The sequence below is a fragment of the Gimesia panareensis genome (assembly GCF_007748155.1).
In the GTDB taxonomy this organism is placed as follows: domain Bacteria; phylum Planctomycetota; class Planctomycetia; order Planctomycetales; family Planctomycetaceae; genus Gimesia; species Gimesia panareensis.
Genome location: NZ_CP037421.1, coordinates 454,208 through 477,369 on the forward strand (window position 1 = coordinate 454,208; position 23,162 = coordinate 477,369).

At 55.6% G+C, this 23,162-nt stretch carries 19 protein-coding genes; 10 read left to right on the plus strand and 9 right to left on the minus strand.

Features of this window, described 5'->3' with window-relative positions; all coding sequences use genetic code 11:
• Positions 1 to 61 precede the first annotated feature (61 nt).
• From Enr10x_RS01745 to Enr10x_RS01755, 3 genes are all read left to right on the plus strand, one after another.
• On the plus strand, positions 62 to 1,321 hold the full coding sequence (locus tag Enr10x_RS01745; RefSeq protein WP_145103416.1) for a L,D-transpeptidase family protein: 1,260 nt from the start codon (positions 62 to 64) through the stop codon (positions 1,319 to 1,321).
• A 188-nt stretch (positions 1,322 to 1,509) separates the two neighbouring features.
• On the plus strand, positions 1,510 to 2,070 hold the full coding sequence (pyrE, locus tag Enr10x_RS01750) for an orotate phosphoribosyltransferase (protein ID WP_145103418.1): 561 nt from the start codon (positions 1,510 to 1,512) through the stop codon (positions 2,068 to 2,070).
• A gap of 44 nt (positions 2,071 to 2,114) precedes the next feature.
• Complete coding sequence (locus Enr10x_RS01755; RefSeq protein ID WP_145103421.1) at positions 2,115 to 3,524, plus strand: glucose-6-phosphate isomerase; 1,410 nt, start codon at positions 2,115 to 2,117, stop codon at positions 3,522 to 3,524.
• Between the two features lie 72 nt (positions 3,525 to 3,596).
• Here the strand turns inward: Enr10x_RS01755 and Enr10x_RS01760 are convergent, their stop codons facing one another.
• Together Enr10x_RS01760 and Enr10x_RS01765 are read right to left on the minus strand one after the other, a co-directional pair.
• On the minus strand, positions 3,597 to 4,106 hold the full coding sequence (locus Enr10x_RS01760) for a 3-hydroxyacyl-ACP dehydratase FabZ family protein (protein WP_145103424.1): 510 nt from the start codon (positions 4,104 to 4,106) through the stop codon (positions 3,597 to 3,599).
• Positions 4,107 to 4,291: 185 nt separating this feature from the next.
• Positions 4,292 to 5,248 (minus strand): HAD family hydrolase, encoded by a 957-nt coding sequence (locus tag Enr10x_RS01765; protein ID WP_145103427.1) that lies wholly within the window; start codon positions 5,246 to 5,248, stop codon positions 4,292 to 4,294.
• A gap of 994 nt (positions 5,249 to 6,242) precedes the next feature.
• Between Enr10x_RS01765 and Enr10x_RS01770 the strand changes: the two genes are divergently transcribed.
• Positions 6,243 to 6,815, plus strand: coding sequence for a helix-turn-helix domain-containing protein (locus tag Enr10x_RS01770; protein ID WP_044238118.1), 573 nt, complete (start codon positions 6,243 to 6,245; stop codon positions 6,813 to 6,815).
• Between the two features lie 215 nt (positions 6,816 to 7,030).
• Positions 7,031 to 8,698: an ArnT family glycosyltransferase gene (locus Enr10x_RS01775; RefSeq protein ID WP_145447965.1), complete on the plus strand. Its 1,668-nt coding sequence runs from the start codon at positions 7,031 to 7,033 to the stop codon at positions 8,696 to 8,698.
• Between the two features lie 4 nt (positions 8,699 to 8,702).
• Here the strand turns inward: Enr10x_RS01775 and Enr10x_RS01780 are convergent, their stop codons facing one another.
• The 6 genes from Enr10x_RS01780 to Enr10x_RS01805 all read right to left on the minus strand — a co-directional run bounded on the left by Enr10x_RS01780 (position 8,703) and on the right by Enr10x_RS01805 (position 17,540).
• Positions 8,703 to 9,734, minus strand: coding sequence for an SMP-30/gluconolactonase/LRE family protein (locus Enr10x_RS01780; protein WP_145103432.1), 1,032 nt, complete (start codon positions 9,732 to 9,734; stop codon positions 8,703 to 8,705).
• A gap of 70 nt (positions 9,735 to 9,804) precedes the next feature.
• Positions 9,805 to 10,512, minus strand: a complete 708-nt coding sequence (locus tag Enr10x_RS01785; protein ID WP_145103435.1) for an MIP/aquaporin family protein — start codon at positions 10,510 to 10,512, stop codon at positions 9,805 to 9,807.
• A gap of 49 nt (positions 10,513 to 10,561) precedes the next feature.
• On the minus strand, positions 10,562 to 11,398 hold the full coding sequence (locus Enr10x_RS01790; RefSeq protein WP_145103438.1) for a phytanoyl-CoA dioxygenase family protein: 837 nt from the start codon (positions 11,396 to 11,398) through the stop codon (positions 10,562 to 10,564).
• A 351-nt stretch (positions 11,399 to 11,749) separates the two neighbouring features.
• Positions 11,750 to 12,715, minus strand: a complete 966-nt coding sequence (locus Enr10x_RS01795) for a MotA/TolQ/ExbB proton channel family protein (protein ID WP_232093197.1) — start codon at positions 12,713 to 12,715, stop codon at positions 11,750 to 11,752.
• Between the two features lie 240 nt (positions 12,716 to 12,955).
• On the minus strand, positions 12,956 to 16,036 hold the full coding sequence (locus Enr10x_RS01800; protein WP_197997449.1) for a tetratricopeptide repeat protein: 3,081 nt from the start codon (positions 16,034 to 16,036) through the stop codon (positions 12,956 to 12,958).
• A 226-nt stretch (positions 16,037 to 16,262) separates the two neighbouring features.
• Complete coding sequence (locus tag Enr10x_RS01805) at positions 16,263 to 17,540, minus strand: glucuronyl esterase domain-containing protein (protein WP_145447967.1); 1,278 nt, start codon at positions 17,538 to 17,540, stop codon at positions 16,263 to 16,265.
• 493 nt (positions 17,541 to 18,033) lie between these two features.
• Here Enr10x_RS01805 and Enr10x_RS01810 point away from each other — a divergent pair, with 493 nt between their 5' ends.
• From Enr10x_RS01810 to Enr10x_RS01825, 4 genes are all read left to right on the plus strand, one after another.
• Positions 18,034 to 18,477 (plus strand): hypothetical protein, encoded by a 444-nt coding sequence (locus Enr10x_RS01810; RefSeq protein WP_145447968.1) that lies wholly within the window; start codon positions 18,034 to 18,036, stop codon positions 18,475 to 18,477.
• Positions 18,443 to 18,994 carry a methyltransferase family protein gene (locus Enr10x_RS01815; RefSeq protein WP_145447969.1) on the plus strand — a complete coding sequence of 184 codons (552 nt, stop codon included), beginning with the start codon at positions 18,443 to 18,445 and terminating at the stop codon, positions 18,992 to 18,994. Before Enr10x_RS01810 ends, Enr10x_RS01815 begins: the two co-directional genes overlap by 35 nt.
• 694 nt (positions 18,995 to 19,688) lie before the next feature.
• The gene (locus tag Enr10x_RS01820; protein WP_145447970.1) at positions 19,689 to 19,901 is read left to right on the plus strand and encodes a hypothetical protein; all 213 of its coding nucleotides are present in this window, start codon (positions 19,689 to 19,691) and stop codon (positions 19,899 to 19,901) included.
• 379 nt (positions 19,902 to 20,280) lie between these two features.
• On the plus strand, positions 20,281 to 20,574 hold the full coding sequence (locus Enr10x_RS01825) for a S49 family peptidase (protein ID WP_145447971.1): 294 nt from the start codon (positions 20,281 to 20,283) through the stop codon (positions 20,572 to 20,574).
• Between the two features lie 244 nt (positions 20,575 to 20,818).
• Here Enr10x_RS01825 and Enr10x_RS01830 read toward each other — a convergent pair whose 3' ends face one another.
• Entirely contained in the window at positions 20,819 to 21,931 is a 1,113-nt protein-coding gene (locus Enr10x_RS01830) for an alpha/beta hydrolase family protein (RefSeq protein WP_145447972.1), read from the minus strand.
• Positions 21,932 to 22,521: 590 nt separating this feature from the next.
• On the opposite strand from Enr10x_RS01830, the gene Enr10x_RS01835 reads away from it, so the two are divergent.
• On the plus strand, positions 22,522 to 22,872 hold the full coding sequence (locus Enr10x_RS01835) for a hypothetical protein (RefSeq protein WP_145447973.1): 351 nt from the start codon (positions 22,522 to 22,524) through the stop codon (positions 22,870 to 22,872).
• Positions 22,873 to 23,162 lie beyond the last annotated feature (290 nt).

The following is a 23,162-nucleotide window of genomic DNA, read 5'->3' on the forward strand; positions in this document are numbered from 1 at the left end:
GTCCCGACTCTCTGATTTTAACCGAAGCGTATCCGTATTGTGAATCAAGGATGATGACAAGATGCGAAGCCGTAGCCGGGGTCGATGGATTACTCCTTTTCGTTTCATCATGGTAACCGGACTGGGAATTCTGGTCACGGTGGGCTGGAAATTCAATCTGCTGCCGTTTCAGGTAAGCAGTGCACCGACGGGCGCCCTGCACGAACAGGACACTTCGTCTGCAAAGACCACACCGCAAGAGGCTGAGTATAAAGAACCGGTGCTGGAAGAAGCCACGATTCTCGCGCAGTCGGAACCTCCCGCAGAAGAACTGACCGAGGGGGACGACAACCAGCGCAGGTTCCGGAAACACGATATTGAAATGCCCAAGGTTTACACGCGTACGATCACCGGATCGGTTGTCGAGGCGGATACGGAGGTCGATCCCCTGTTCACGGAAACCGAACCTCCCGCGCAGTTCAAAGGGGCCGCGCGGCCGATGCAGCGTTTACCGCAGCCGACAGAGCAGGTGCCTGATCCCGGTGCACCGGCAAAGTTGAATCCGCCGGAAGGGATCAAGCGGGCGAGCAATCCAGTGATCAAGACCGCGAAGCATGCCAGCTTTAAAGAAGAAATCGGAGCGGAGGAAGCGAAAAAAGCGTTGCCGGACCTGATCGCGATCGACGAACTGATTCAGCAGCGGAAGATCATCGAAGCGCACAAGCGGCTTTCCAAGATTTACTGGGAGCAGCCGAACATGTATCCGGTGATCAAATCACGCATTGCAGAGACCGCGCGGATGATTTACTTCGCGCCGCAACCGCATTTCATGAAGCCTTATGAAATTGAACCCGGCGATCAACTGCGCAAAGTCGCGCAGAAGTATGAGATCACCTGGGAATACCTGGCGAAACTGAACCAGATCGATCCGAAACGCATTCGTCCCGGTCAGAAGCTGAAAGTGATCAAAGGTCCCTTTCATGTGTTTGTCGACTTAAGCGACTTCACACTCACGGTGCATTCACACGGCTATTTCGTGAAACGCTACAGTATCGGCACCGGGAAGGATCATTCCACCCCGACCGGAAAGTTTGTCGTGAAAGACAAGCTGGTCGACCCGACTTACTATGGACCGGATGGTGTGATTGCCAACGATGATCCGACGAATCCCCTGGGCGAACGCTGGATTGATATTGGCGACAGTTACGGGATTCACGGCACGATTGATCCTTCGTCGATCGGTAAAGCCGAGTCCAAAGGCTGTGTACGGATGCAGAATGATGATGTCGCCGAGGTCTACGATCTGCTGGGGGTAGGCTCGGAAGTCGTGATTCGCCCCTGATTTCCCATAGATTCGCAGCAGCTGGGAATTCTTTACCTGCAGTCCGTTTGAATGTTGAATTCGACCCTGTAGAATACGTGTGTTTGAGCCGGCCCGCGGTGTTTTAATTAAACATTGTTTATGTAAACAGACCGCGACGGCTTCTGATCTGAGCACATCACACATTCAGGGTAGAGAAGAGAGCATTCATGTTTGATCGCGACAAGCTGATCGAGTTGTTTCGGGAGCGGGCTTTAAAATTCGGCGACTTCACGCTGGCCTCGGGTAAAAAGAGCACTTATTACCTCGACGGGAAACAGGTGGTTCTGCATTCACACGGTCTGCGTCTGGTCAGTGCCGGGCTGCTGGAAATGCTGGAAGATGTCGAATTCGACGCGATCGGCGGAATGTCGATCGGAGCCGACCCGATCGTGGCTGGTGTGCTGGCGGTCGCCGCCGAGCAGGGAAAATCGCTGAACGGGTTCATGGTCCGCAAAGAACCCAAGGGGCACGGTACGAATAAATATGTCGAAGGTCCCGTGCAGCCGGGCGATAAGGTGGTGATCGTGGATGACGTGATTACGACCGCCGGCAGTGCACTGCTGTCTGTCGATCGGGCAGAAGAGTTCGGTTGCAAGGTCGTGCAGGCGCTGGGCGTGGTCGACCGTCTGCAGGGTGGGGCTGCCAACTTTGCCAAACGCGATATCCCCTTTAAGGCACTGCTCTCGATTCGCGATTTCGGCATTGAGCCCCCCGCGGAAGATCAGTGATCTCTATATAAATCTTCATTGCTTTGATGAAAGAATGATCTCTCATGACGAATTCCATTCGCTACGACGATTCCGCCGCCCGAAAACTGATTGATGGCAAGTGGTATGAAGAACTGCAGCCGGCGCTGCTGGCCGCCCGTGAGGAAATGTTAAAAGACATTGAACTGCTGGGCAGCGATGCGATTCCCGCAGAGAAGCAGCCCCTGGATGCGGGCTTCCAGAATCTGCCTCAACAGCTGCTGGACGAATACGAGGCCCAGGGGGCCGAGAGTCTGCTGGGACGCATCGAAACAAAGGCTGCGGAATTACGTGAGCAGTCGGACCGGTTCGTCGTGCTGGGGATCGGCGGTTCTTACATGGGAATGCGGGCGCTGTTCGAAGCGTTGTGCCATCCTCTGCATAATGAACTGACTCGCGAACAGCGGGGTGGCGTGCCTCGTCTGTATTTCGAAGGGAACAACGTCGACAACGATTCGGTAACGGCCCTGCGGGAACTGCTGGAGACGGGCTGCCAGGATCCGCAAGATGTGTTGCAACGCTGGAGCCTGACGGTGATCAGTAAATCCGGGGGTACTCTGGAAACGGCACTCGGCTTCCGCCTGTTCCGCGAGGCGCTCGAAGCGTATTACGGAGCCGATTCTGAAGAGAGCCGGTCGCTGGTCGTGCCGATCACCGGGCTGGAAGGCAAGCTGCGGAACTTCTCCAATCACAAAGGGTATCCGGAAGTCTTCCCGATTCCCGACAATGTGGGCGGGCGGTTTTCGGTCTTCACATCGGTCGGTCTGTTCCCCGCTGCCGTGCTGGGCGTGGATTTGAAACAACTGCTGCAGGGAGCCGCGGACATGACCCGGCGGTTTAACTCGGAGCCGATGGGGGACAACCCGGTGCTGGATTACACGGCTACCTGTCACCTGTTCGAGCGGGAGAAGAACATTTCGATGCGGATTCTGTCGACCTGGGGCAAACGACTGGAAGCGCTGGGGCTGTGGTACGATCAGCTGCTGGCGGAAAGCCTGGGTAAAGAAGAAAAGGGGGCCACGCCTCTGACCGTGGTCAACACCCGCGACCTGCACAGCCGGGGACAGCAGCACCAGGAAGGGGTGCGCGACAAGCTGATCACGAACGTGATCGTGGAACGTGCAGGAACGGAACCGGTCGCGGTGCCTGTGGTGCCGGAAGAGGAGAACCAGGATCAGCTCAACAAGCTGGAAGGAAAAACGGTTCCCGATGTGCTCTCGGCTGCGATCGAGGGGACGAACCGGGCTTATGCCGATGTGAATCGACCGACGGCGGATCTGATTCTGCCGACCCTGGATGCGTATACGGTCGGACAGACGCTGCAGATGCTGATGCTGGCGACGGTGCTGGAAGGGCGCCTGATCGACATCAACCCGTACGGTCAGCCGGGCGTGGAAGCCTACAAGAAGAACATGCAGGAAGTATTGAGCCGCTAACGCGACGCATATATATAGAAAAAGCCCCCCGGATCAAAATCGAATTGATGCGGGGGGCTGTTTGTTTAGAGATCAGGGTTTCCCGGGAACTTCCTGATTTTTATCGATGGGGACGCCGATCATCTGGCCGCTGAAGACCATGCTGTTGTCGACCAGTCCCTGGAAGTTGAATTCAGCCCGTTTGCCGGCACGAATGCGGGCCAGTTGTGCCATGATCACCAGTCGCTGATTCGGGAAGACGGGGCTGCGGAAGCGGACTTCATTCATGCCGCCGAAGCCGAGGAAGTCTCCCCCGAGTAATTTGAATTTCCGGGCATAGAAGCCGGCCAGCTGGGCAGAGCACTCACAGAGAATGACGCCGGGCATGAGTGGGAAGCCGGGCATGTGCCCGCGAACCCAGAATTCGTTCTCGGTGACATCTTTAAAGCCGACAATCCCGTGCTTGTCATTATCGACATGGACGATGCCTGTCAGCTGTTCCATCTCAAATCGCTGAGGATTGATTTCTCTGATCTCTTCAATTCCGTAGAGAGGGTTTTCAAAATCGAAGTCAATTCCTTCATAAAGCAACTTGGGAGGCATGTTTTCTCTTCTCCATTAAGGGCATCAAACTGTGTATTACGACCCTGGTTCCCTGGCAGGGCCATCAGGTGTTGGAAGTGTTTATTTTCAGTAGGTTTAGGTATCAGATATGTGAGTTCACTCAGGTAGAAATGCGACCCCGGTCTCTGATAAGGCAGAGATATTAACAGAATCAGCGACTTTTGTTAATCGAGGATTTCGGCTAATTGGCTCAAATCAGTGATCAATCTGTCAGGTTTTGAATCGGGGTTTCTGACTTCTTCTTTGCTGGCCTGTATGCTCAGCGAATCACCGGCAAACAGGGCCGTTTTCATCCCCAGCTGCCTGGCGACTGCCAGATCGTCGTGAATACGGGAACCGACGTGCAGGATTTCCTCAGGGGAAATCTCCAGCTGTTTGAATCGACTGAGTAGCTTTTCGTACAGAGAAGCCGACGGTTTGCGGACTTCTTCACGATAGGAGAAGCAGAAACATTCCTGTGTGAACAGTTCGGAAAGTGGCGGGAGTGTACCCTGCGAGCTTAATCCCCGCAATAGCTGTACCAGCGTAAACGGCTGAGCATCGGCGAACAGGGCCAGTTTTTTGCCCTGCTGGCTGAGCTGGCAGAGGGTTTCCAGGGCTGCGGGCATGGGTGAGATGCCCTGCATGGAAGAATGGAAGAAGTAGGCAACTTTGAGGCTGAAATCATCCAGATTCCCATAGAAGGACTCATCGAAGGTGTACTCATTTTTCTGGAGGCGTTCGATGAGCTGTTTCCAGATGGCGGCGGAGTTGATTTCCGGCTTTTCGCCTTTCGCGACGTTACTGGCCATCTGCTGGTCTTCGAGCAGGGTGCGGTACTGTGAGAGCATGTATTCCCAGGGGGCTCCCGGCTTGCGGGACATGCTGTTCCACATATTGAATTCTTTGATGGTCTTATCGAGGGCGATCTGAATTCGCAGCTGTTGCTGGTGGTCCAGGAGCAGGGCACCGTCGGCGATATGGAGCAGTGTTCCATAGATACTGAAGGTGACTGCCGAGATTCTGCGGAGCGGTTTGAGGAAGGGGGTGGCTTTGGGCGTCTCCAGCGCGGGGGCCACGGGCCAGATCAGATCATCCCGGTTGGATAACCAGTCAGCATATTCTTGGAGAGTCTGCGCCATAGAGATTTTTTTCAGGTCGTGAATCTGGTCAGCTGTCGCTGGAAGCAGCTGACTTTCAGAAACCAGAGCAGGTCTGTCGGGAAAGTGTTGAACGAATCGCTGATTTCGGTTGCCGATTGAAGCCTGGCCTGTGAACTCGGACGGGCAGGCAACCTGAATTCCATCTGATCTTAGACGAGAGTTCATACGCAGGGCAAGCGAAAACAGGAAATTCGAGCTGCTTCCCCGGTGAACAGATCGGAAGTGAGTTGGAAAAATAGAGCCAACGCGGACCGGTAAATTCGTCGTAATAGAGATGACAGTTTCAATACTTTGAACCTGAGACGGGTTGCTGTTGTCATAACGGTTATCCGCTCGGAACAGTCTCTCCCGGGCAAAAATCAGCAGAACCTGGTATGAAAACTCAAGTCACTCCAGAAATTTGGTTCACATCTTAAGCATTTCCCGGAAACGAATTAAGTGCCTGTTTCGCAGGGTATTAGAGCATGATATCCCTCACAGTTGATTCGTCCGTACCAGCTATTCCGAGTGTCTCTGTCACTACTGCAGTCTCTCTTGTCAAAGAACTTAAAGTCCTCACTCCAATTTCGTCGATGCAATTAGGGCAGACGGTTGAAACCGGAAAGACGTAAAAACCACGTCGAGCCAGTCAACACCAGTTTGAGTGGTTCAATCCCTTTGACTGTCTGTAAGGGGGGAGAGGACAAGACGGATCTAGTCTGACGAACTGATCTGAATGGTATTGCGATTGTCATTCAGTCCGACCCCAAAAGTATTACGTACCAGATCCCAAATTTCCTTAAAATTAAAGATTGGCATTTTGAAACAGTTTCTGGAGATGCTGTCTTCAGAGACAAACCCCGACCCAAGACTACACAGGTTACAACGTGAACTGACTGGCCAGGATAGCCGCAAACTGTAGTAGGGGTTAAAGCAGAAGAAAAGTAACCTTTCTTCGACGAGATTTGCCAAGCATGTGATTGGAGAGCCCGCAATGAAAACGATCTTCACTACTGGCCAAGTAGCAAAGATCTGTAAGGTTGCACCCCGCACGGTTAGTAAGTGGTTCGACTCTGGACGCCTGAGAGGATACCGGATCCCCGGTTCTCAGGACCGACGAATCCCACGTGAGCACCTTATTCGATTTCTTAAAGAACACGGCATGCCATTAGGCGAACTGGAAGATGAAGCCATGGGCAAACTGCTGCTCGTTGGTGCCGATACCCAGGTTCGAGCCAGCCTTGACGATCTGATGGCAACAGAAGACTTCAAAATTGAATACGCCGTGAGCGGTTTTGAAGCCGGTATCCAGGCAGAATCACTGCACCCCGACTGCGTAATCGTTGATTTCGCAATGGGTCGCAACGAAGCTCTGATGATCGCACAAAACCTGCGACGCAACAAAGACTACACCGACTCTGTTCTGATTGCCCTGCTGAGCGATGAAGACAACGCCAGCGGTTTCGACAGAACACTGTTTAACGAAACTTTCCGGAAACCATTTGACGCTGCATTACTGGCCGAACGGATTCGGACCTTGGTTGGACGTAAAAAGCAGATCGCCTAATGGACGGGCAGGAATGCCTTAAGGTGAGATTGCCAGGGACGTGTAGTTCTCGATATTATGGACGGTGTCGAGAGAGCGGCCCGCTGGCCAACCAGAACAATCGCAAAGGGATTTGCTGGTTTGCGTGAACGACTAAACCCGGCCAAGAGGTAACCCTCTTGGCCGGTTTTTTTTATTGCGCCTCCCCTCAGAAATATAGACACAGCAAAGACACGATGAATCAATCCACACCGCAACCTGCTCTGACAGTCAAAGCAAAACTGACGCCCGTCGCCTGGTACATCCTGGTGGCCTGTCTGGCGTTTCTGCTGGTGGCGGCCCGTCTCGACTGTGCAGAAGATCTGTCACTGACCGGCCCCGGCCCGGGAATGACCGTTGATGAACCGTTCAACGTAGGGCAGGGCGTGTTCCTGGTCCGCGCCATTCGCGTGTATGGACTGGGGATCTTCGCTCCGGAAAGTCTGCGGGAGATCTTTGAGCACGAGAACTACCTGCCCGACCATCCGCCGCTCGGACGCTTGCTGATTGGCATCGCCCATGAAACCGTGGCAGGGATGGCTGGAGAGGGAGAGCGGCCGTTCGTGGTCACCTATGGACGCTATGCGTCGGCGCTCTGTTTTGCCTGCCTGGTATTTGTGGTGGGCTGGTTTACTTACCGGCGGAGCGGGCACGTCGCGGGGCTGGTGGCTGCTGTGGCGATGATTGCGCTGCCCCGGGTGTTCGGACATGCCCACCTGGCGGCACTGGAGACGGTGACCGCGCTGTTTTACGTGATCGCTGTGCTGGCAGTAATCCGGTTCTGGGACCAGGCAGAGCCGCCAACCGCGAAGCGGGCCTGCCTGACCGGGATTCTGCTGGGGCTGGCACTGTTGACGAAGATTCAGGCGGTGCTGATTCCGATTCCTGTGATCGTCTGGGCGCTGTGGAAGTGGCGACAGAAAGCAATTGTGCCTCTGCTCTGCTGGGGAGGCGTGGGAGTGCTCGTCTTCTTCGTGGGCTGGCCGTGGCTCTGGTTTGATCCGGTGGGGCATCTGGGTGAGTACCTGGGACGGACCACGGGGCGGGCGGCGATTTATATCGATTACTTTGGTACCAAGTACGCCGACCGTGATGTACCCTGGCATTATCCGTGGGTCATGTTTCTGGTGACGATCCCCATGGGCCTGCTGGCGTTCAGCCTGATTGGCGGTTGGACAATGGGACGGCGTCCGCAGGACGAGAAATCCGCTCGGCCCGGAGGCGGAGTGCTACTGATTGGTTCGCTGCTCTGGCCGCTCGTCTTGTTTTCCTGGCCCGGGATTACGGTCTACGATGGCGTGCGGCTGTTTCTGATGGTCTTTCCGCTGGCTGCGATTCTGATCGGCGTGGGCGCGGCGCAGATCTGTGACTGGCTGTCGGGGCGGTTTTCAATTCGCCTGGCACGGACCGCGGTGGGGCTGCTGGTGCTGACGCAGGCATACGCCGCGTTCGCGTTCGCTCCCTGCTGGCTGAGTTACTACAGCCTGCTGACGGGAGGCCTCAAGGGGGCCAGTGCGCTGGGGATGGAAGTCACCTACTGGGGGGATTCGATCACCGCTGACATGTTACACGATGTGGTGGAGCGGGTGCCGGAGAATTCGTATCTCCAGGTGGCACCGATCCTGCATCCCGCGTACCTGCAGATGCTCCAGGAGACGCCGGAGGTGAAACGGAAGGGGATCCGGCTGATCCCCTTCGATTCCGAACGGCAGGGCGTGTCTGAATACGTGCTCTATTTCGAGCGGAAGCCTTATCTACCCGAACTGCTGCAGCCACGCCAGTCAGACGCGTGGCAGGCTGAGATCCAGGTGGTCCGCAAGCAGGTCCCCCTGGCGCGGCTGGTGCGCCTCAATCCGCCACGCTGAGCCCCTATTTTTTCAGAGGCAGTGACGGATGGAACCCCGGGATTTTACAGGGGACCCGATACAGACCGCTGCCGGCGGTGATGTAAAGCGTGGATGCGTCTTTGCCGACGCCGAAGGTGCAGTTGGTAGGCAGTTCCGGAGTGGGAATGTAAGCCAGCTCTTTGCCTTCCGGTGAAAAGACGACGATACCGAAGCGACTCTCGGCACGGACTGCGGCGTAGATGTTGCCTTGCTGATCGACGGTCATGCCATCAATGCCGTTCTCTTTGGTGCCGAAGTCAACCAGGACTTTTTTCTTTCCCAATGAGCCGTCGGCTTTGATGGGAAAGGCGTTGAAGGTCATCCGTCGTTTTGGATTTTTGGGGGGATCTTTCTCCAGGCCGCTTAACCCGTTGTCGGTTTCCGCGACATAGAGGGTCTTGCCATCGGGCGAGACAACGACGCCGTTCGGTTTGCCGATGTCGGTGGTGACCCGGTGGACGGTTTTGTCTTTGGGGTCGTAGCGGAAGACGCTCATGTGATCGAGTTCCAGCGGTTCAAAGCCGACGTAGCGGGGATCGGTGAAGTAGACCCAGCCTTTAGGATGAATCACCAGGTCGTTGGGTGCGTTGAATTTCTTGCCCTCAAATTTGCCGACGAGGCACTTGGGTGTTCCTTTTTTGCTGATGCGTGCGAGGCACTGCTTCCCATTGTTGGCGCCACAGGCGGCCAGCATGCGGCCTTTCTGGTCGATCATCAGTCCGTTGCTCTGCCCGCTATCAGCGCTGAAGACGGTGGTTTTACCGGTGGCGGGATCGAAGGCCATGATTTTGCCTTTGCCGCCGGAGAAGTTGATGTCGCTGAAATAGATGATGCCATCGGTGTCGACGCAGGCTCCTTCGGTGAAGCCTTTATCGACCCAGAGTGTTTCTACTTTGGCGTCCGGGGAGACGATTGCCGCGTCGCCGGTGGGGGCCGGTGTTTCAGCGGAGACCATTGAATCCGCCAGTCCGGAGAAGGCGACGCCCAGTACGAGAATGTATTGCCAGTTGGTCATGGTTTGTTCCTCTTCTGTTGCTGTGAATGCAAAAACGAGCGATTTTCGATATCTCTATGTGCGGACTGAATCAGGGTGCCTCCGCAGATTCGGTTTCGATTTCGATTTCTATTTTGGTATCTATTTCTATGACGTGTGTATTATTGCGGACCAGCCAGAGCGAGGGGACTGCGAGGACAGCGCCTGCGATCGGACCGACGAGATACAGCCAGAGTGACTGCAGGTGGCCGCTGACCAGTGCCGGTGCCAGTGAGCGGGCCGGGTTCATGGACGCCCCGCAGATGGGGCCGGCAAACATGGCTTCCAGCGCGATCACCGCACCGATGGCGACGCCGGCCAGGATGCCGGTCTCTTTGGCACCGGTACTGACGCACAATACGACAAACATCAGGATCCAGGTCAGGACCACTTCCAGGATCAGGGACTGAATCTCGGTGCCCGCCGGGAGGGTCATGCCGTAATTGGTCAAGCCCGGGAATGTGACTCGCAGCAGCAGGCAGGCGGCGAAAGCCCCGATGACCTGACAGATGATATAAGGCAGCACCTGGTTTCCGGGAAAGCGACGTGCGACCCAGAAGGCGATGGTGACGGCGGGGTTGATATGCGCACCGGAGATTTCGCCGATCGCATAAATGATGGCGGTGACAACCAGGCCGAACACCAGGGCGATGCCGACGTGCGTCACAGTTCCTTCGGAAACCTGGTTGGTGACGATGGCACCGGCGCCGCAAAACAGCAGGATGAAGGTGCCGAAGATTTCCGCGAAGTATTTTTGCATCGGTTGTTATTTCCCGAGTGTGAATTTCAAAGGGGGGTGTGCAGGTTGTTTAATCGTTTTCGGGGCGGGGCGGATTGAGCCAGTGTCCGGAAGGATCGGATCCGGAGACAATCACCCCTTTGGCGTTCCAGTCCATGCCGGCCCGGACGTCGGCGGCACAGTAGCGGAGCGTGAGGCCACAGCGGCGGCGGTCGGACTCGTTGGCTTCGGAACCGTGCAGCAGCAGGTCGGAGTGGATCGAGATCTCGCCGGCCTTCAAAGTATCGTCGATGGGGGTGCCGTACTGTTCGGGATTGTCGATCGTCTGATTCAGTACGTTGTCTTCATGGGAACCGCTGGGCCGGTAGGTCATGTGGCCGTAGTGATGGCTGCCGGAAATGAACCGCATGTTGGCGTTTTCCGGGTCGGCGTCATCGATGGCCAGCCAGACCGTGACGGCCTTGGAGGGGGAGAGGGGCCAGTAGCTGGCGTCCTGGTGCCAGGAGACGGCTTTCCCGTCGTGGGGCATTTTGCAGAAAAAGTGCGAACCCCAGGCGATCACGTTTTCGCCGAGCAGATCTTTGACATAGGCGACGATTTTGGGATGGGTGAGCAGGTCGTAGACCTTGCCGTATTTCATGTGGGCGGTGCTGATGGAGTAGCTGTTACCCCCGGCGGCGATGACCTGCTCGAGCAGCCGGTCGAAGTATTCGCGGTTCTCGATGACTTCCTGATCGTTGAAGATGCGCATGCCGCGGAGGAAGCCGTCGCGGTTGAAGTCTTCGATCTGTGCGACCGTCAGCAGCTGAGGGTCGGCAGTGGTGGAAGGATAAAATTTGAGATCGCGTTCGAGTTGTGACAGTTCTTCTTCGAGGGGAACTGCCTTGAATTCTTTGGAGTCAGCCATGCCGGTTCTCGTCGTGTTTCAAGAGAATGAATGAGTCGCTGTTTCGGGCGGCAGGAACGCCGCTTCTCCCACGGGAGAGATTACAATTTATTGTAAATCGGAACAGGTCGGGGAACAACTTAGAAGTGAGAGTTCCGGAGAATCGTGGCGGAACGGGGGCGAAAGGCCTGCCATTGCCGGGGTTGTCGTGAGACAACAGGAGGTTGCGGTGTATGCGTTCTGTTGTGGGGGAGTGAACCTCATCTGATGGATGCAGGTAGGTGTCTTTGTTCTGCAGAGATCGATTTTTCTGGGACATCCTGCTCGCTGTGCTCGCCCCGAATTGCATTCGGGGTCACCCGATGCAAGTGCTTACGACTTGCTGGCGGTTTTGTCCGGTTTGGCTTTGGTTTTGGTCACGGGAGCGGACGAGGCTGACTTCCGACTCGCGGCGCTGGCAGCGAGGCCTTCGGCGGAGATGAGGTGCACGAGGTCCTGTGCGTTCTGATCCATTTCCATGACGAGGCCATCTACTTTGCCGGCCAGGTACATGTACATGATCAGGGAGGGGATGGCGATGCCCAGACCGAAGGCGGTGGTCAAGAGGGCCAGGGCAATGCCGCCCGCGAGCTCTTCGGCTTTTCCCATGGCACTGCTGTTGGCGATGTCGTTGAAGGCGAGGATCATGCCGATGACGGTTCCCAGGAGACCCATCAGCGGGGCGACTGTTGCGACGCCGTTGATCACGCGGAGATGTTTACGAAGTTGTGACAGCTGCCGTTCGCCGCCATCGATAATCGCCTGTTCCACTTCGACGCTGGGCTTGCCCCATTTGCGGACGCCGTGGGCAAAGACGGAGGCGATCGGGCTGGGGTTTTCCTCACAGAGCTTGAGTGCCGAGCGGGCGTTGAGCTTCCCGTCCCGGAGCAGCTTGAGAAAGCGGCTGACGAAGTGTCTGGGGATCACCCGTCCGGATCTGAGAATCACCAGTCGTTCGATGATGAACCACATGGAGATAATGGATGCAATGACAAACGGGAGCAGGAAGTATCCCATTTCCTCGATGATGTCTTCCGGGGTCGAGGGGATCGATCTGCGTTTATTCACAGCGGCGACCGACTTGGGCAGGGGACCGTTCGGATCAGCTGCTTCGACCAGCTGCCCGTCCCCCCGCTCTTCCACGACTTTGGGCAGCCGTTCCTGGGCAGAGGCCGGCTGGAGAATCAGCAGCGAAGCGAAGAGCAGGGTCATGGTCAGACTCAGCAGTCGTCGAGAGGGGCTCTGGACCTTGGCGTCGGGTGTAGAGAAATCCTGTTGACTGTGGCGAAGATTGATCATGAAGAATGGGTATCGCTGTGAATGAACTGAAAAACCGGCCCGGTGCACAGCCGGATCAACCGGTAGAGAGACACGGGAATTGATTGACCTGCACTGCCTCTATTCCGGCTCTATCCAGGGCGGCTCAGGTCAGGCTCTAGTTTACGCGAGATGGAATTTCGCGTCGAGTCTGGAATGGGATTTCCCGCTGTCGAACCGACTGATGCGGGAACAGGCAGACACTGCCGGTTATCTAGCTGGTTATTTTTGGGCCCGGGGCTGGACGAGCTTGATGCGTTCTTTGGCACGGGCGGCCAGTTCGTGTTCCGGGAAACGTTTCAGGAAATCCTGATATGTTTTCAGGGCCTGTTTCCATTCCAGCAGGGCTTCGTGGCACATGCCTGCCTGAAACAGTGCCGGGGCCTGCCATTCGGGGAACTTATATTGAATATCCACCTGCAGATAGGCGAGCAGGGCCTCCTTGAATTTTTCCTGGATCATCAGGGTTTCAGCGAGCAGGAACTGGCACTTGGCGGCGGTTTCGGTCCGCCGAGAGTTTTCCGCGTCGATGATTTTCTGGAAGACTTTGCGGGCCTCAGCGAATTTAGCCTGATTTTTCAGGCTGCGTCCCAGCACCTCTTCCGCCTGGTACAGGAAGGGGCTCTCCGCATCCCACTCGCGGAACTGATCCACGGTTTTCTGTACGTCTTCGTATTTTTTCTGCCGGAAGTAGGTTTCCGCGAGCAGGACCCAGACCCGCGGGTACCAGGGCTGCTTGCCCAGTTGCTCGATCTGATCTTTGGTGGTCAGCGCCAGCAGTTCTTTCTGGGCGGCTTCGATCTGATTCAGGTAGAGGGCGGCTTCCGCCTGGTGGAAGCGGGCAAAAGCCGCGTATTCATTCTGGGGGAACCGCTTGAGCAGGTCTTTGGAGAACTTCTCGACCTGTTCCCATTTCTGCTGTTCCAGGTTGATTTCGATCAGGCGGTACAGAGAGACTTCCTGCACTTTCTGATCGGATTTGTCAGAACCCTGCAGGGCTTCGAATTCCTTCGCGGCGGCATCGAGTTTGCCGGCGATGAGATCACTCTCCGCCAGGCTCAGGCGGGCGTTGTCGGCGAGTTCACTGTCCGGCGTCTCTTTAACGAGTCGGCGGAAGATGGCATCTGACTGGTCGAACTGTTCGGCTTCGTAATTGATCAGCGCCCATTCATCCAGAATCTTATCCAGGTTGTCGGGCTTGGGGAATTTTTCCAGCAGGGCTTCGTAGGCTTTGTTGACTTCGTCGATTTTCTTCAGCTGAAACAGTGTGCGGGCAGCCTGCAGACCGGAGAGCATGGCGTAACGCGAGGGGACGAACTGCTGGAGGGTCTGCCGATAGACGTCGACCGCGGCCTGGAGTTTCTGATCGCTTTCCAGACTGCGGCCCTGCATGTACGAGGCTTCTGCAGCGAGAGGATTCTTCGGGAACTCTTTGGTGAACTGTTCGAAGTGCGTTGCCGCCGAGGCATATTCGCCCAGCTGGAATTCACTCCAGGAGAGACCGGAGAGGCCCGCCGGGAATTCGGGGGATGCGGAACCCCGTTTCACAATCTCAGCGAAGAACTGTTTCGCGCGGCTCCATTGTTTGTGTTCGTAGTTGCGTTCTGCCAGCTGACGCAGTGTCTGGATCAGGAGAACAAGATTCGGTTTGCGTTTTTCCAGTTCGGCGAGGTATTGATCGACTTCCGTGGGCTTGTCGTTTTTGGACGTCAGGAGGATCAGATTCGCGAGGATCTGATCGTAGCGGGGTTCATTGGGGAACTGTTTGAGATACGTTTTGGCTAACGCTTCCGCTTCCGGGAATTTTTGGAGCGAGTTGAAGTTGTTGCTCTGCAGGATGAGCGCGTCGGCGTATTCGCTGGTGGTTTTGTCCGTTTTCGTATCGTCGAGGTACGGTTTCAGAACGTCGATTGATTTCTGATAGTCTTTCAGCTTCTGATACGAACGGGCCAGGTACAGGCGGGCCAGCAGTTTCGTGTTGTCGAGCTTGCTCTGGTTCAGCACGGTTTCAAAGTGTTTGATGGCGGCCTGCATATCTTCGGGCTTGCCCTGGGCATCGCGAATCCGTCCCCGCAGCAGTTCCTGGTGCAGCCGCAGACCGCTCTGGGGGTACTCCTTTTCAAACCGCGTTGCGAGCTGTGCGGCTTCGTCCAGTTGGTCGGTCAAGAGGGCCGCTTCCGTGGCGAAGTGCAGACTGTCGTCGGCAAAGTCACTTTGAGGCGCCTGTTTGACGAGCTCCAGAAAGAGGGTTTTGGCCTGGGCCGGTTTGCCGTTGCGGAGCAGGGCGTCGGCCAGCTGATACTTGATGAGCTGCTGCTGGCCGGGCGACGGTTTGGCCTGCTGTGCCTGTTCCAGTGTGGTGATCGCGTCGGAGAGCTGACCGGCGGCTTTGAGGCTGACCCCTTTCCAGTACAGGGCATTGGCAGCCTGCGCGGGATCTTTGGCGACCAGATCGAACTGTTCGATTGCCTTGGGGAAGTCTTTCAGATCGTAATAGGCGTAGCCGGCATTCAGACGGGCGGTGGTGCCCAGGGGGCTTTCCGGGAATTTCGTGGGAACCGCCAGGAAGGCGTCTGCTGCTGCCTGAAACTTACCGCGATCAAAGAGGGACGTCGCCAATGCCATCTGGGCGTCGCTGGCGCGGGAATGGTTCTTCTGGTCTGCGATCTCTTTGAAACGTTTTTCCGCTTCGTCGGGCTGTTTGTTCTGCAGGTAGGAAGAGGCGAGGCCGAACTGCGCGTCCTGAGACATCGCTCCTTTCGGGTGCCGATCGAGTGACCGCTGAAAGCTTTTGATGGCCAGATCGGGTTTGCCCTGCCTGAGGAGTACGTCGCCGAAGTAGGGGTAAGCCCATTCTTCGAGGGCGTGGTTGGGGTAGCGTTTGAGGAAATCGGTGAACTCGGATTCGGCCGTCTTCAGGTCGTCGAGCAGATAGCTGCACTCCGCGATGCGATAGAGGGCGTCGGGGAGATTTTTGTTCTGGGGATACTGCTTCACAAACTCCCGCAGGACGTCGCGGGCTTCCTTGTACTTCTGCTGATTGACGAGCGTGAGACCCAGGTAAAACTTGGCCAGCGGGACGTCGGTGTGATTCGGGTAATTTTTGAGGTACTTCTGAAACATCTCCGTGGCCAGTTCCCAGCGATTCTGCTTGTAGAGGCCGATGGCGAGCTGAAAGTCATCGCTGGCTTTATCGGCCCGGACCAGTGTGGTCGGGAGCAGACAGAGGCAGAGCAGAATCAGAGTGAACCTGCGGAGGGAAGACGCGTGAAAGGCAGGGATCCGGAAACGTTGATTCATCATATTGAAATCGTCTGATCGGTCGTAATTGAGGAAACGTGAACACGGTCCCATCTTATCGTGGGAGTTCACGCGGAGGCAAGCGGGCATCGCGAAAACTGCCTGTTCCCCGTCGAAAACCCGTTGTTACGGCAGTTTTTGCGCAGAATTCCCCCGTGAACCCAACTGTCGATCGCGACGAATCGACTGCTGTTCAGACCACGGGGAACCTGCCTGTGAGGGACAGCGATCAGCTGCCCTGGAAGTGCTGATCGGCGAAGTTGAGGTACTGTTCCCAGTCGAAGTCGGTCACATCGTGTTTGCCGGTGCGGATGTGGTAGCCCATCTGCTTCTGGACGGGATCGTTGACCCCTGGCATTTTCTTCGCGCCGAAACCGGAGGTGCCGAGCAGCTTGTAGACGGGCTCTGCGTATTTGACCGAGAGGAATTCTCCCTTCGGATCGGCCCAGCGATCGTCTTCGGCACTGGCGACGTAGACGGGGCGGGGAGCGATCAGCGAGATCAGCATGTGCTGATCGACGGGGAGGTCGTTTTCCTTGTCGATGTATTTGTTGAAGTTGTCACAGAACCAGTGGGGGAACGCGTTGTTGATGACGTGCACTGTTTCGCCGAAGCGACGACGGCTGAGTGCGGCGCCACCACAACCGGAGTCGTTGGAGATGACCAGCGCGAAGCGGGGATCCTGGGCACCTGCCCAGAGGGAGGTTTTCCCGAGGCGGGAGTGTCCCATGACGGCGACTTTGCTGGCGTCGATATGCTTGTCGGTTTCGAGGTAATCCAGGGCGCGGCTGAGTCCCCAGGCCCAGGCAGAGATGGTGCCCCATTCATCGGGCGCGGGTTTCTGTTTCGAATTGTAAAGGGCGTGGATGCCGTTCTTGAAGCCGTCGTCATAGTCGGGATCGATGTCGCCGCAGTAGATGGCGACAAGACCGTAGCCGCGATCGATGATCTTTTCGATGGGCCAGCGGGAGGATGATGTGCCGCGTGAAGCTTCGGTCGCTTTATGGTCGACGATGCCTTTGTCTTTGTTGGCCCGCATCCAGTGGTCGTTGAGTTTGACGTCTTTTTCATCGGTGATGGTATGGTTGCCGTAGAAATTCAGTCCCATGAAGACGGGGACCGGTTTGGTCGCTTTGGCGGGGACGTAGATCAGCAGATCCATCCGCGGCTCTTCTTTCTTGCCGGAGAAGTAGACCGTGACTTCCTTGCGAATCGCTTTGCCGCCGAGGGCATCGTTCTTGACGGAGGTGACCTCGAACAGCATGTCTTTGGGAGGTGCGGGACTTTTGCCGTAGACTTCGGTTTCGAAGAGTTCCAGAATTTCGGGGCGGCGGACTTTCTGCCATTCCTTGGCTGAGCTGACTTTCTTGCCTTGGGAAGTCACCAGCGGATCGGGGAGCTTGAACTGCGGGACCTGGCTTTCATCGTAATTGGGTTTGGGACGCTGGGCGTGGGCAGCGGGAGTCAGCAGCAGCGTAAGGCTGAGGAGGAACAGCAGACGTTTCATGGTGAGGCGGCCTTTATGTTCTGGTGGGATTGAGACAATGCGTGTTGAGGTTACTATTCTCAATCGTGTCGGTTTCCGCAAGGATTGGCAACATGAAACCGTGGGTGGACCACAAAAAGCTCGAAATTCAGGAACTGCGAAAAGCACAAATTATTTAACCACGAAAAGCACGAAAGACACGAAAATTTATGGTCGGGGTCTAACGGGTAACTGTTGCTTTAGATATTTATCGTTTCCAGGCCTGGATGATGTAGCGTTTCATGCGTGCTGTTGTGGTTGAATGAACCTCATGTCAGGGAAAAGGTGGGTGTCTTTGTTCTGCAGAGATCGTTTTTTCTGCGACCTCCTGTTCGCTGTGCTCACCCCGGATTGCATCCGGGGTCACCCTTTTTCTTTACTACGTAAGACATGAAAATATCTAGTGTCTGTCCTGTTTCACAAAAAGTGAAAATTGCTGTTGGCAATCGTGGCGGTTTCGGCAACGATTGGCAATATGAAATCGGGTTTGGAGTGGAAAAACTGGCTGTTTCTTTATCCGCTGCTGCAGGGAGTGGGCGGCGTGGGGTGGTGGTGTCTGTTGCTGGCGGTGCCGGAGAGCCGTTCGCTGTTTCTGTCGGAGGCGCTGCCGGAGCGGGTACTGCTGACGTTCTGGCTGCCGGACGGGGTGGTGTTTGTGGGCGGTTCTTTCGTGCTGGCGTATGGTCTCTGGCGGCAGCACTGCTGGGCGGGGCCGGTGATGTATTTTCTGACGGGCGGCATTGCTTATGTGAGCCTGTACTGTCTGTCGCTGAGCCTGGCGACGCAGGGGGGCTGGCTGGGAACCGGACTGATGCTGGTGTGTCTGGGACTGATGATGCTGGTTTGTCTGATTTATACGGGCCGATGTTGCGGGAAAGCCGGGGATGTTCAAGATCACGTTTCGACCGACGCGGGCTGAGACGCCACTGTGGTGGCTGCTGCTGAAGATTGTGCTGCAGACGGTCGTGTTCTGGACGCTGTTTCTGCTGGTGATTCCGGCGGGGCTGATCGGACTGGAAGGGGTCCTGGGCTGGCCGGCGTTTCGGTTCGACGGACAACAGGTGCTGGGAGTGATCCTGTTTATGCTGGGCGGAAGCCTGGGACTGACCAGCGGGGCGACGATGGGCATTTATGGTCGCGGGACGCCGGTCCCGTTCGATACGGCACGGCAGCTGGTGGTGGTGGGACCGTATCGTTATGTGCGAAACCCGATGGCGATTGCGGGACTGGTGCAGGGGGCCGCCGTGGGTTTGTATTTTGGTAGCTATCTGATTCTCTTGTACGTGGTGACAGGCATGGTGCTGTGGAATATTTGTGTGCGGCCGATGGAAGAGCAGGACCTGGAGACGCGGTTCGGGGAGGCGTTTGTGGCGTATCGCCGGGAGGTGCGGTGCTGGGTGCCGCGGTGGAAGGGGGATCGGGTGGTGGGGAAATAAAAGGGATTATTTTTGAACCACGGCCGGCACGAAAAGTTGTGATCGGAAAGGGGGCTGGTTGTGTTTCTTAATGAAAGTGTGTGTTTGAAAATAGGATGAACCGGCGGCCAGGTAGTGTTTCTTAATTCGGATGGTCTATACCGAAAGTCGTTTCAACCGGGGCTAAAGCCCTGCGGCTAATTTTCTGGCAGTATTTGCTGAGGGACCTTCTGTGACCGGGTGGCCTCGAATGTAATTCGAGGTTGTCGTGAGACAACAGGAAGTTGCGGAGCACGCATTTTGTTGAGGGTGAGTGAACCTCACTCTCTGAAATGGGAGAGGTTGGTGGCTTTGTTCTGAACGGAACGATTTTGCTGAGACCTCCTGCTCGCTGCGCTCGGCCCGAATTGCATTCGGGCTTACCCGGTAGCAGACTGAAGGGGGGCGTCAACAGGATGTCGTTTTTTCGTATTTGATTGCCGGAAACAATGAGAGTACGATTTAGCTCCATCATCTTTAACACAAGTTATTGTGAACAGTTCGGAGGTCAGGCATGTCAAAGGCAGCCCTAGATCATTTTGGCGAATTTCTGATTCAGCAGGTGCGGGATCAATCAATCGTGCATTGGGAGATGATTTTGAGCGGTCAGATGAAGGGTGAGCGTTCTCAAAAACTCCGCGAACTGTTATCGCAGTGCTCTCAGGAAGATCTGAGGATGTTTCAGTCACTGCTGCCGGAGATCGCGGATACGGTGCTGCATTATCTGCTACAGGGCTTTGATGAAGTCGAGGATGAGATCAAAATTACAGTCGATACGGGTTCCGAGCAGGTGGCAAGTCTCAGTGAGGCCAGCGACGGGCTGGCCGGAGAGCTGTATACCGAAGAAGGCTGGATTGCCCGGTTCAGTGAGTACACGCCTGGGAACTGACCATGGTGTTGGCGGTTTGACTGGTGGTCTGTTTGATGAACTACGAACGGGACGAAATACATACAGATTGAATCTGCTTAATTGATGTGAACAGGCAAGATAGACTGAGGGGGCTGTGCTGAGCCTTCTGACCGTATGCTCTTCCTGCTCCTTTCACTCTCGATACCATGGTATTTTTAATTCAGCATATCAGGGAGCAGGGAAAAAAATGTACACAATACAAAGTGAAGGTACGAGATTCTGGACCGGGACGACAGGTGAGACGCAAGTCATTCTCGGAGGAGTACTCCCTGATATTCGAGTATACATTTTCAACAGAGAGGGTAAATTTCTGGAATTAAAATCATTTTCAATAGAGGTCCTCCTGGGAGGAGCGGGAATGAGCAATGAGGATCTTTTTCTCAGTGTTGAAAAGGCGTTACGTCAGGTGATGCATTTATTGGGGATCCATGAAGGGACAATAAAAATACAAGAGTATGCAGACGAGGTGTTTTCACTGTCTGAGCTCACCGATGAGTTGCAGGATTTCGTTAACAACAGAGAACGCTACACCGACGATGAAAAAGAAGAACTCGATGAAATCTACAACGACTGGAAAAATTCTCAGTACTATGCTTTGTATTGGGTTGAAGAATACTGGATGACATCAGAAGGCGAACTGGAGTGTTCCTGACGAATCTTTGCTCTGAACGGAACGATTTCACTGAGACCTCCTGCTCGCTGCGCTCGGCCCGAATTGCATTCGGGCTCACCCGTTGAGGATCCACGAAAGGCACGAAAAGTTGTGGGCGGAATGGGGAAGTATTAAACGACTGCCATTGAAGGCAACACGGGATAGAATATCGCCAGGCGGGAGGACACATGGGTCCTCCCCTACATTTTATTTTGTCTGGTGAATCAGGGGTGTTGTCTTGCTGTTACTCGCCGAAGTGTTGTTTGAGGAAGGCGAGGGTTTTGTTGTTGGACCAGCGGTGGCCGCCTGCGAAAAAATCGGCGTCGATGTTTTCTTCGGCTCCTAAAACCTGGTAGACCTGCTGCAGTTTTTTGTAGCCCTGGCGGGCGGCTGCGATGGGGAAGATTTTGTCTTCGATGCCGTTGATGAGCAGGACCGGGCGGGGGGCGTGCAGGGAGACGACGTCGGACATTTCACCGTAACGCATCATCTCGGGCATGCACTGACACAGGCAGTGTGGCATGGCGTAGTAGGAGGCGCGGTAGGTTGAGAAGGCGCCGGCGATCATGGTGAGTTTGACGCGCTCGTCGAGGACGGGGAGGTACATGGCGGTGGCTCCGCCGCCGGAGAGGCCGGCGGCAGCGATGCGGTCCGGGTCGACCTCATCCTGTGTCTGCAGGAAGTCGATGACGCGCATGGCGTCCCAGCTGCGCTGGCCCTGCGGAGTACTGCCGATGAGGAGGGCGTTCATGGTCATCTGCAGACAACTGCGTTTCGTGTGCGAGACGCCGCGATCCTGGTCGCCGGCGGTTTCGTTCCAGCCCCGCATGACGATGGCGGCGGTGACGTAGCCGTGCTTCGCGAAGTAGACGGCGTAGTCGAGTTCGCTCTGGCGGGTCTTTTCTTTGTCGGCTTTGGTTTTGCCTTCATCGATGTAGGGGATGATGCCGCTGTGTCCGTGCAGGCAGACAATCGCGGGGACTTTTTTCTTTAACTGGTGCGGGACGAAGTAATAGACGGGGGCCCAATAGGCGGCTTCGGTGCGGATAAAGACTTTGTGGCGGGTGAAGGTGTCGAACTCTTTCTTTTCGGCCCACTTGACTTCCAGCGGGACGCGCTCGGGCATTTTGCCCAGGATGCGGGTGACGGTCGGATGAAACTGTTTTCGCCAGGCCTCGTGCTCGGCTTTGTTCGTGGCCTGCCAGGCCTGCAGCGGTTCCATGGCGTCGGCGAGTTGCTGGTAGCTTTCGGTGACGGTGAATGGTTTCTTGGCGGGATCGCGTTCTGCTGCGGTTGCCGGGGTGATGAAGATGCAGGAGAACAGGGTGACGAACAGGCTACGGGTGAGTGTTTGCATGAGGATTGGCCATCGTTCAGAAACAGGAGGTTAGTGAAGTCTTGCATTATTCTATTACAGGGGAACGCTGGAGGAAGGTCAAGGGGGAGAATATGGGCGGGACTCGATCTGGGATTTCTATGAACCACGAAATACACGAAAGGCACGAAATGTTGAGAGTGGAAGGGAACCGGGGCTAACGCCCTGCGGCTAATTTTTGACAGCATTTGCATAGGGACCTTCTATTGCCGAGTGGCCTCGAATGGAATTCGAGGTTGTCGTGAGACAACAGGAGGTTGCGGTGCAGGCGTGCTGTTGTGGTTGAGCGAACCTTAGCATTTAGGGCTTTGTTCTGCAGGGATCGTTTTTTCTATGACCTCCTGTTCGCTGCGCTCACCCCGGATTGCATCCGGGGGCACCCTTTTTCTTTACCACGAAAAGCACGAATATTTTGTGTGCGCCGTTGATCGCAGGGAATAAGATAGAGGGAGTTGACGTTCTCTGTTTTCAAGTATTGATCCTGCGTCAGGAAATGGTAACTGAAAATGACATCTTCCGACAAAAGCTCGCAGCCCAGGGAAAAGATTTTCACTCTCGGGAACACTATTGTGATGCTGCTGTTTCTGGGCGTGATCTATTTTCTTTTTTTCCATGGTTTCGTGTTTGCGAATGCGGCAAATTCTCAACTGCTGGCGATCTATGAAGTTGCTGAAGTGGGTGGGACTTTGCATGAACTGGATGAGAAAGTGGCATCGCTGCCTCAAACGTGGATCACTGCTTCTTCGCATGAGGATTCAAGAATCTTTTCGGCTCCGCTCCAATTTGGTGCTTCAGAATGGATTCTGAGCATCAAGGCGGAAGAGGGTCTGATTACATGTGTCCGGATTCATACGGCGGACTCGATTCGCTTTCATCCCGAGGCGGCACCACCTGATAAAGGGGAGTGCTCATTCGAGTGGTGACTGTCCGGTGTTCATCTCGCGTGAGTGGTGCCGTTGTGTAGGATGGTCTGATTGATTTTGGGATGGGCGGCGTTCCGTTATCTGGATGTTGTCTCTGACAATTTCCTGCTCGCTGCGCTCGGCCCGAATTGCATTCGGGCTGACCCCCTGGATGGTTTATGCTGGTGCCGTCGAAAGCGGGAATGGTTGGTGAGTCTCCAGGCGGGAGGACACATGGGTCCTCCCCTACGGCAGACTGGGGTTGGTATTTCTGTTGTGGATTGGTCTGTTACTCTGACAGTTTCCTGTTG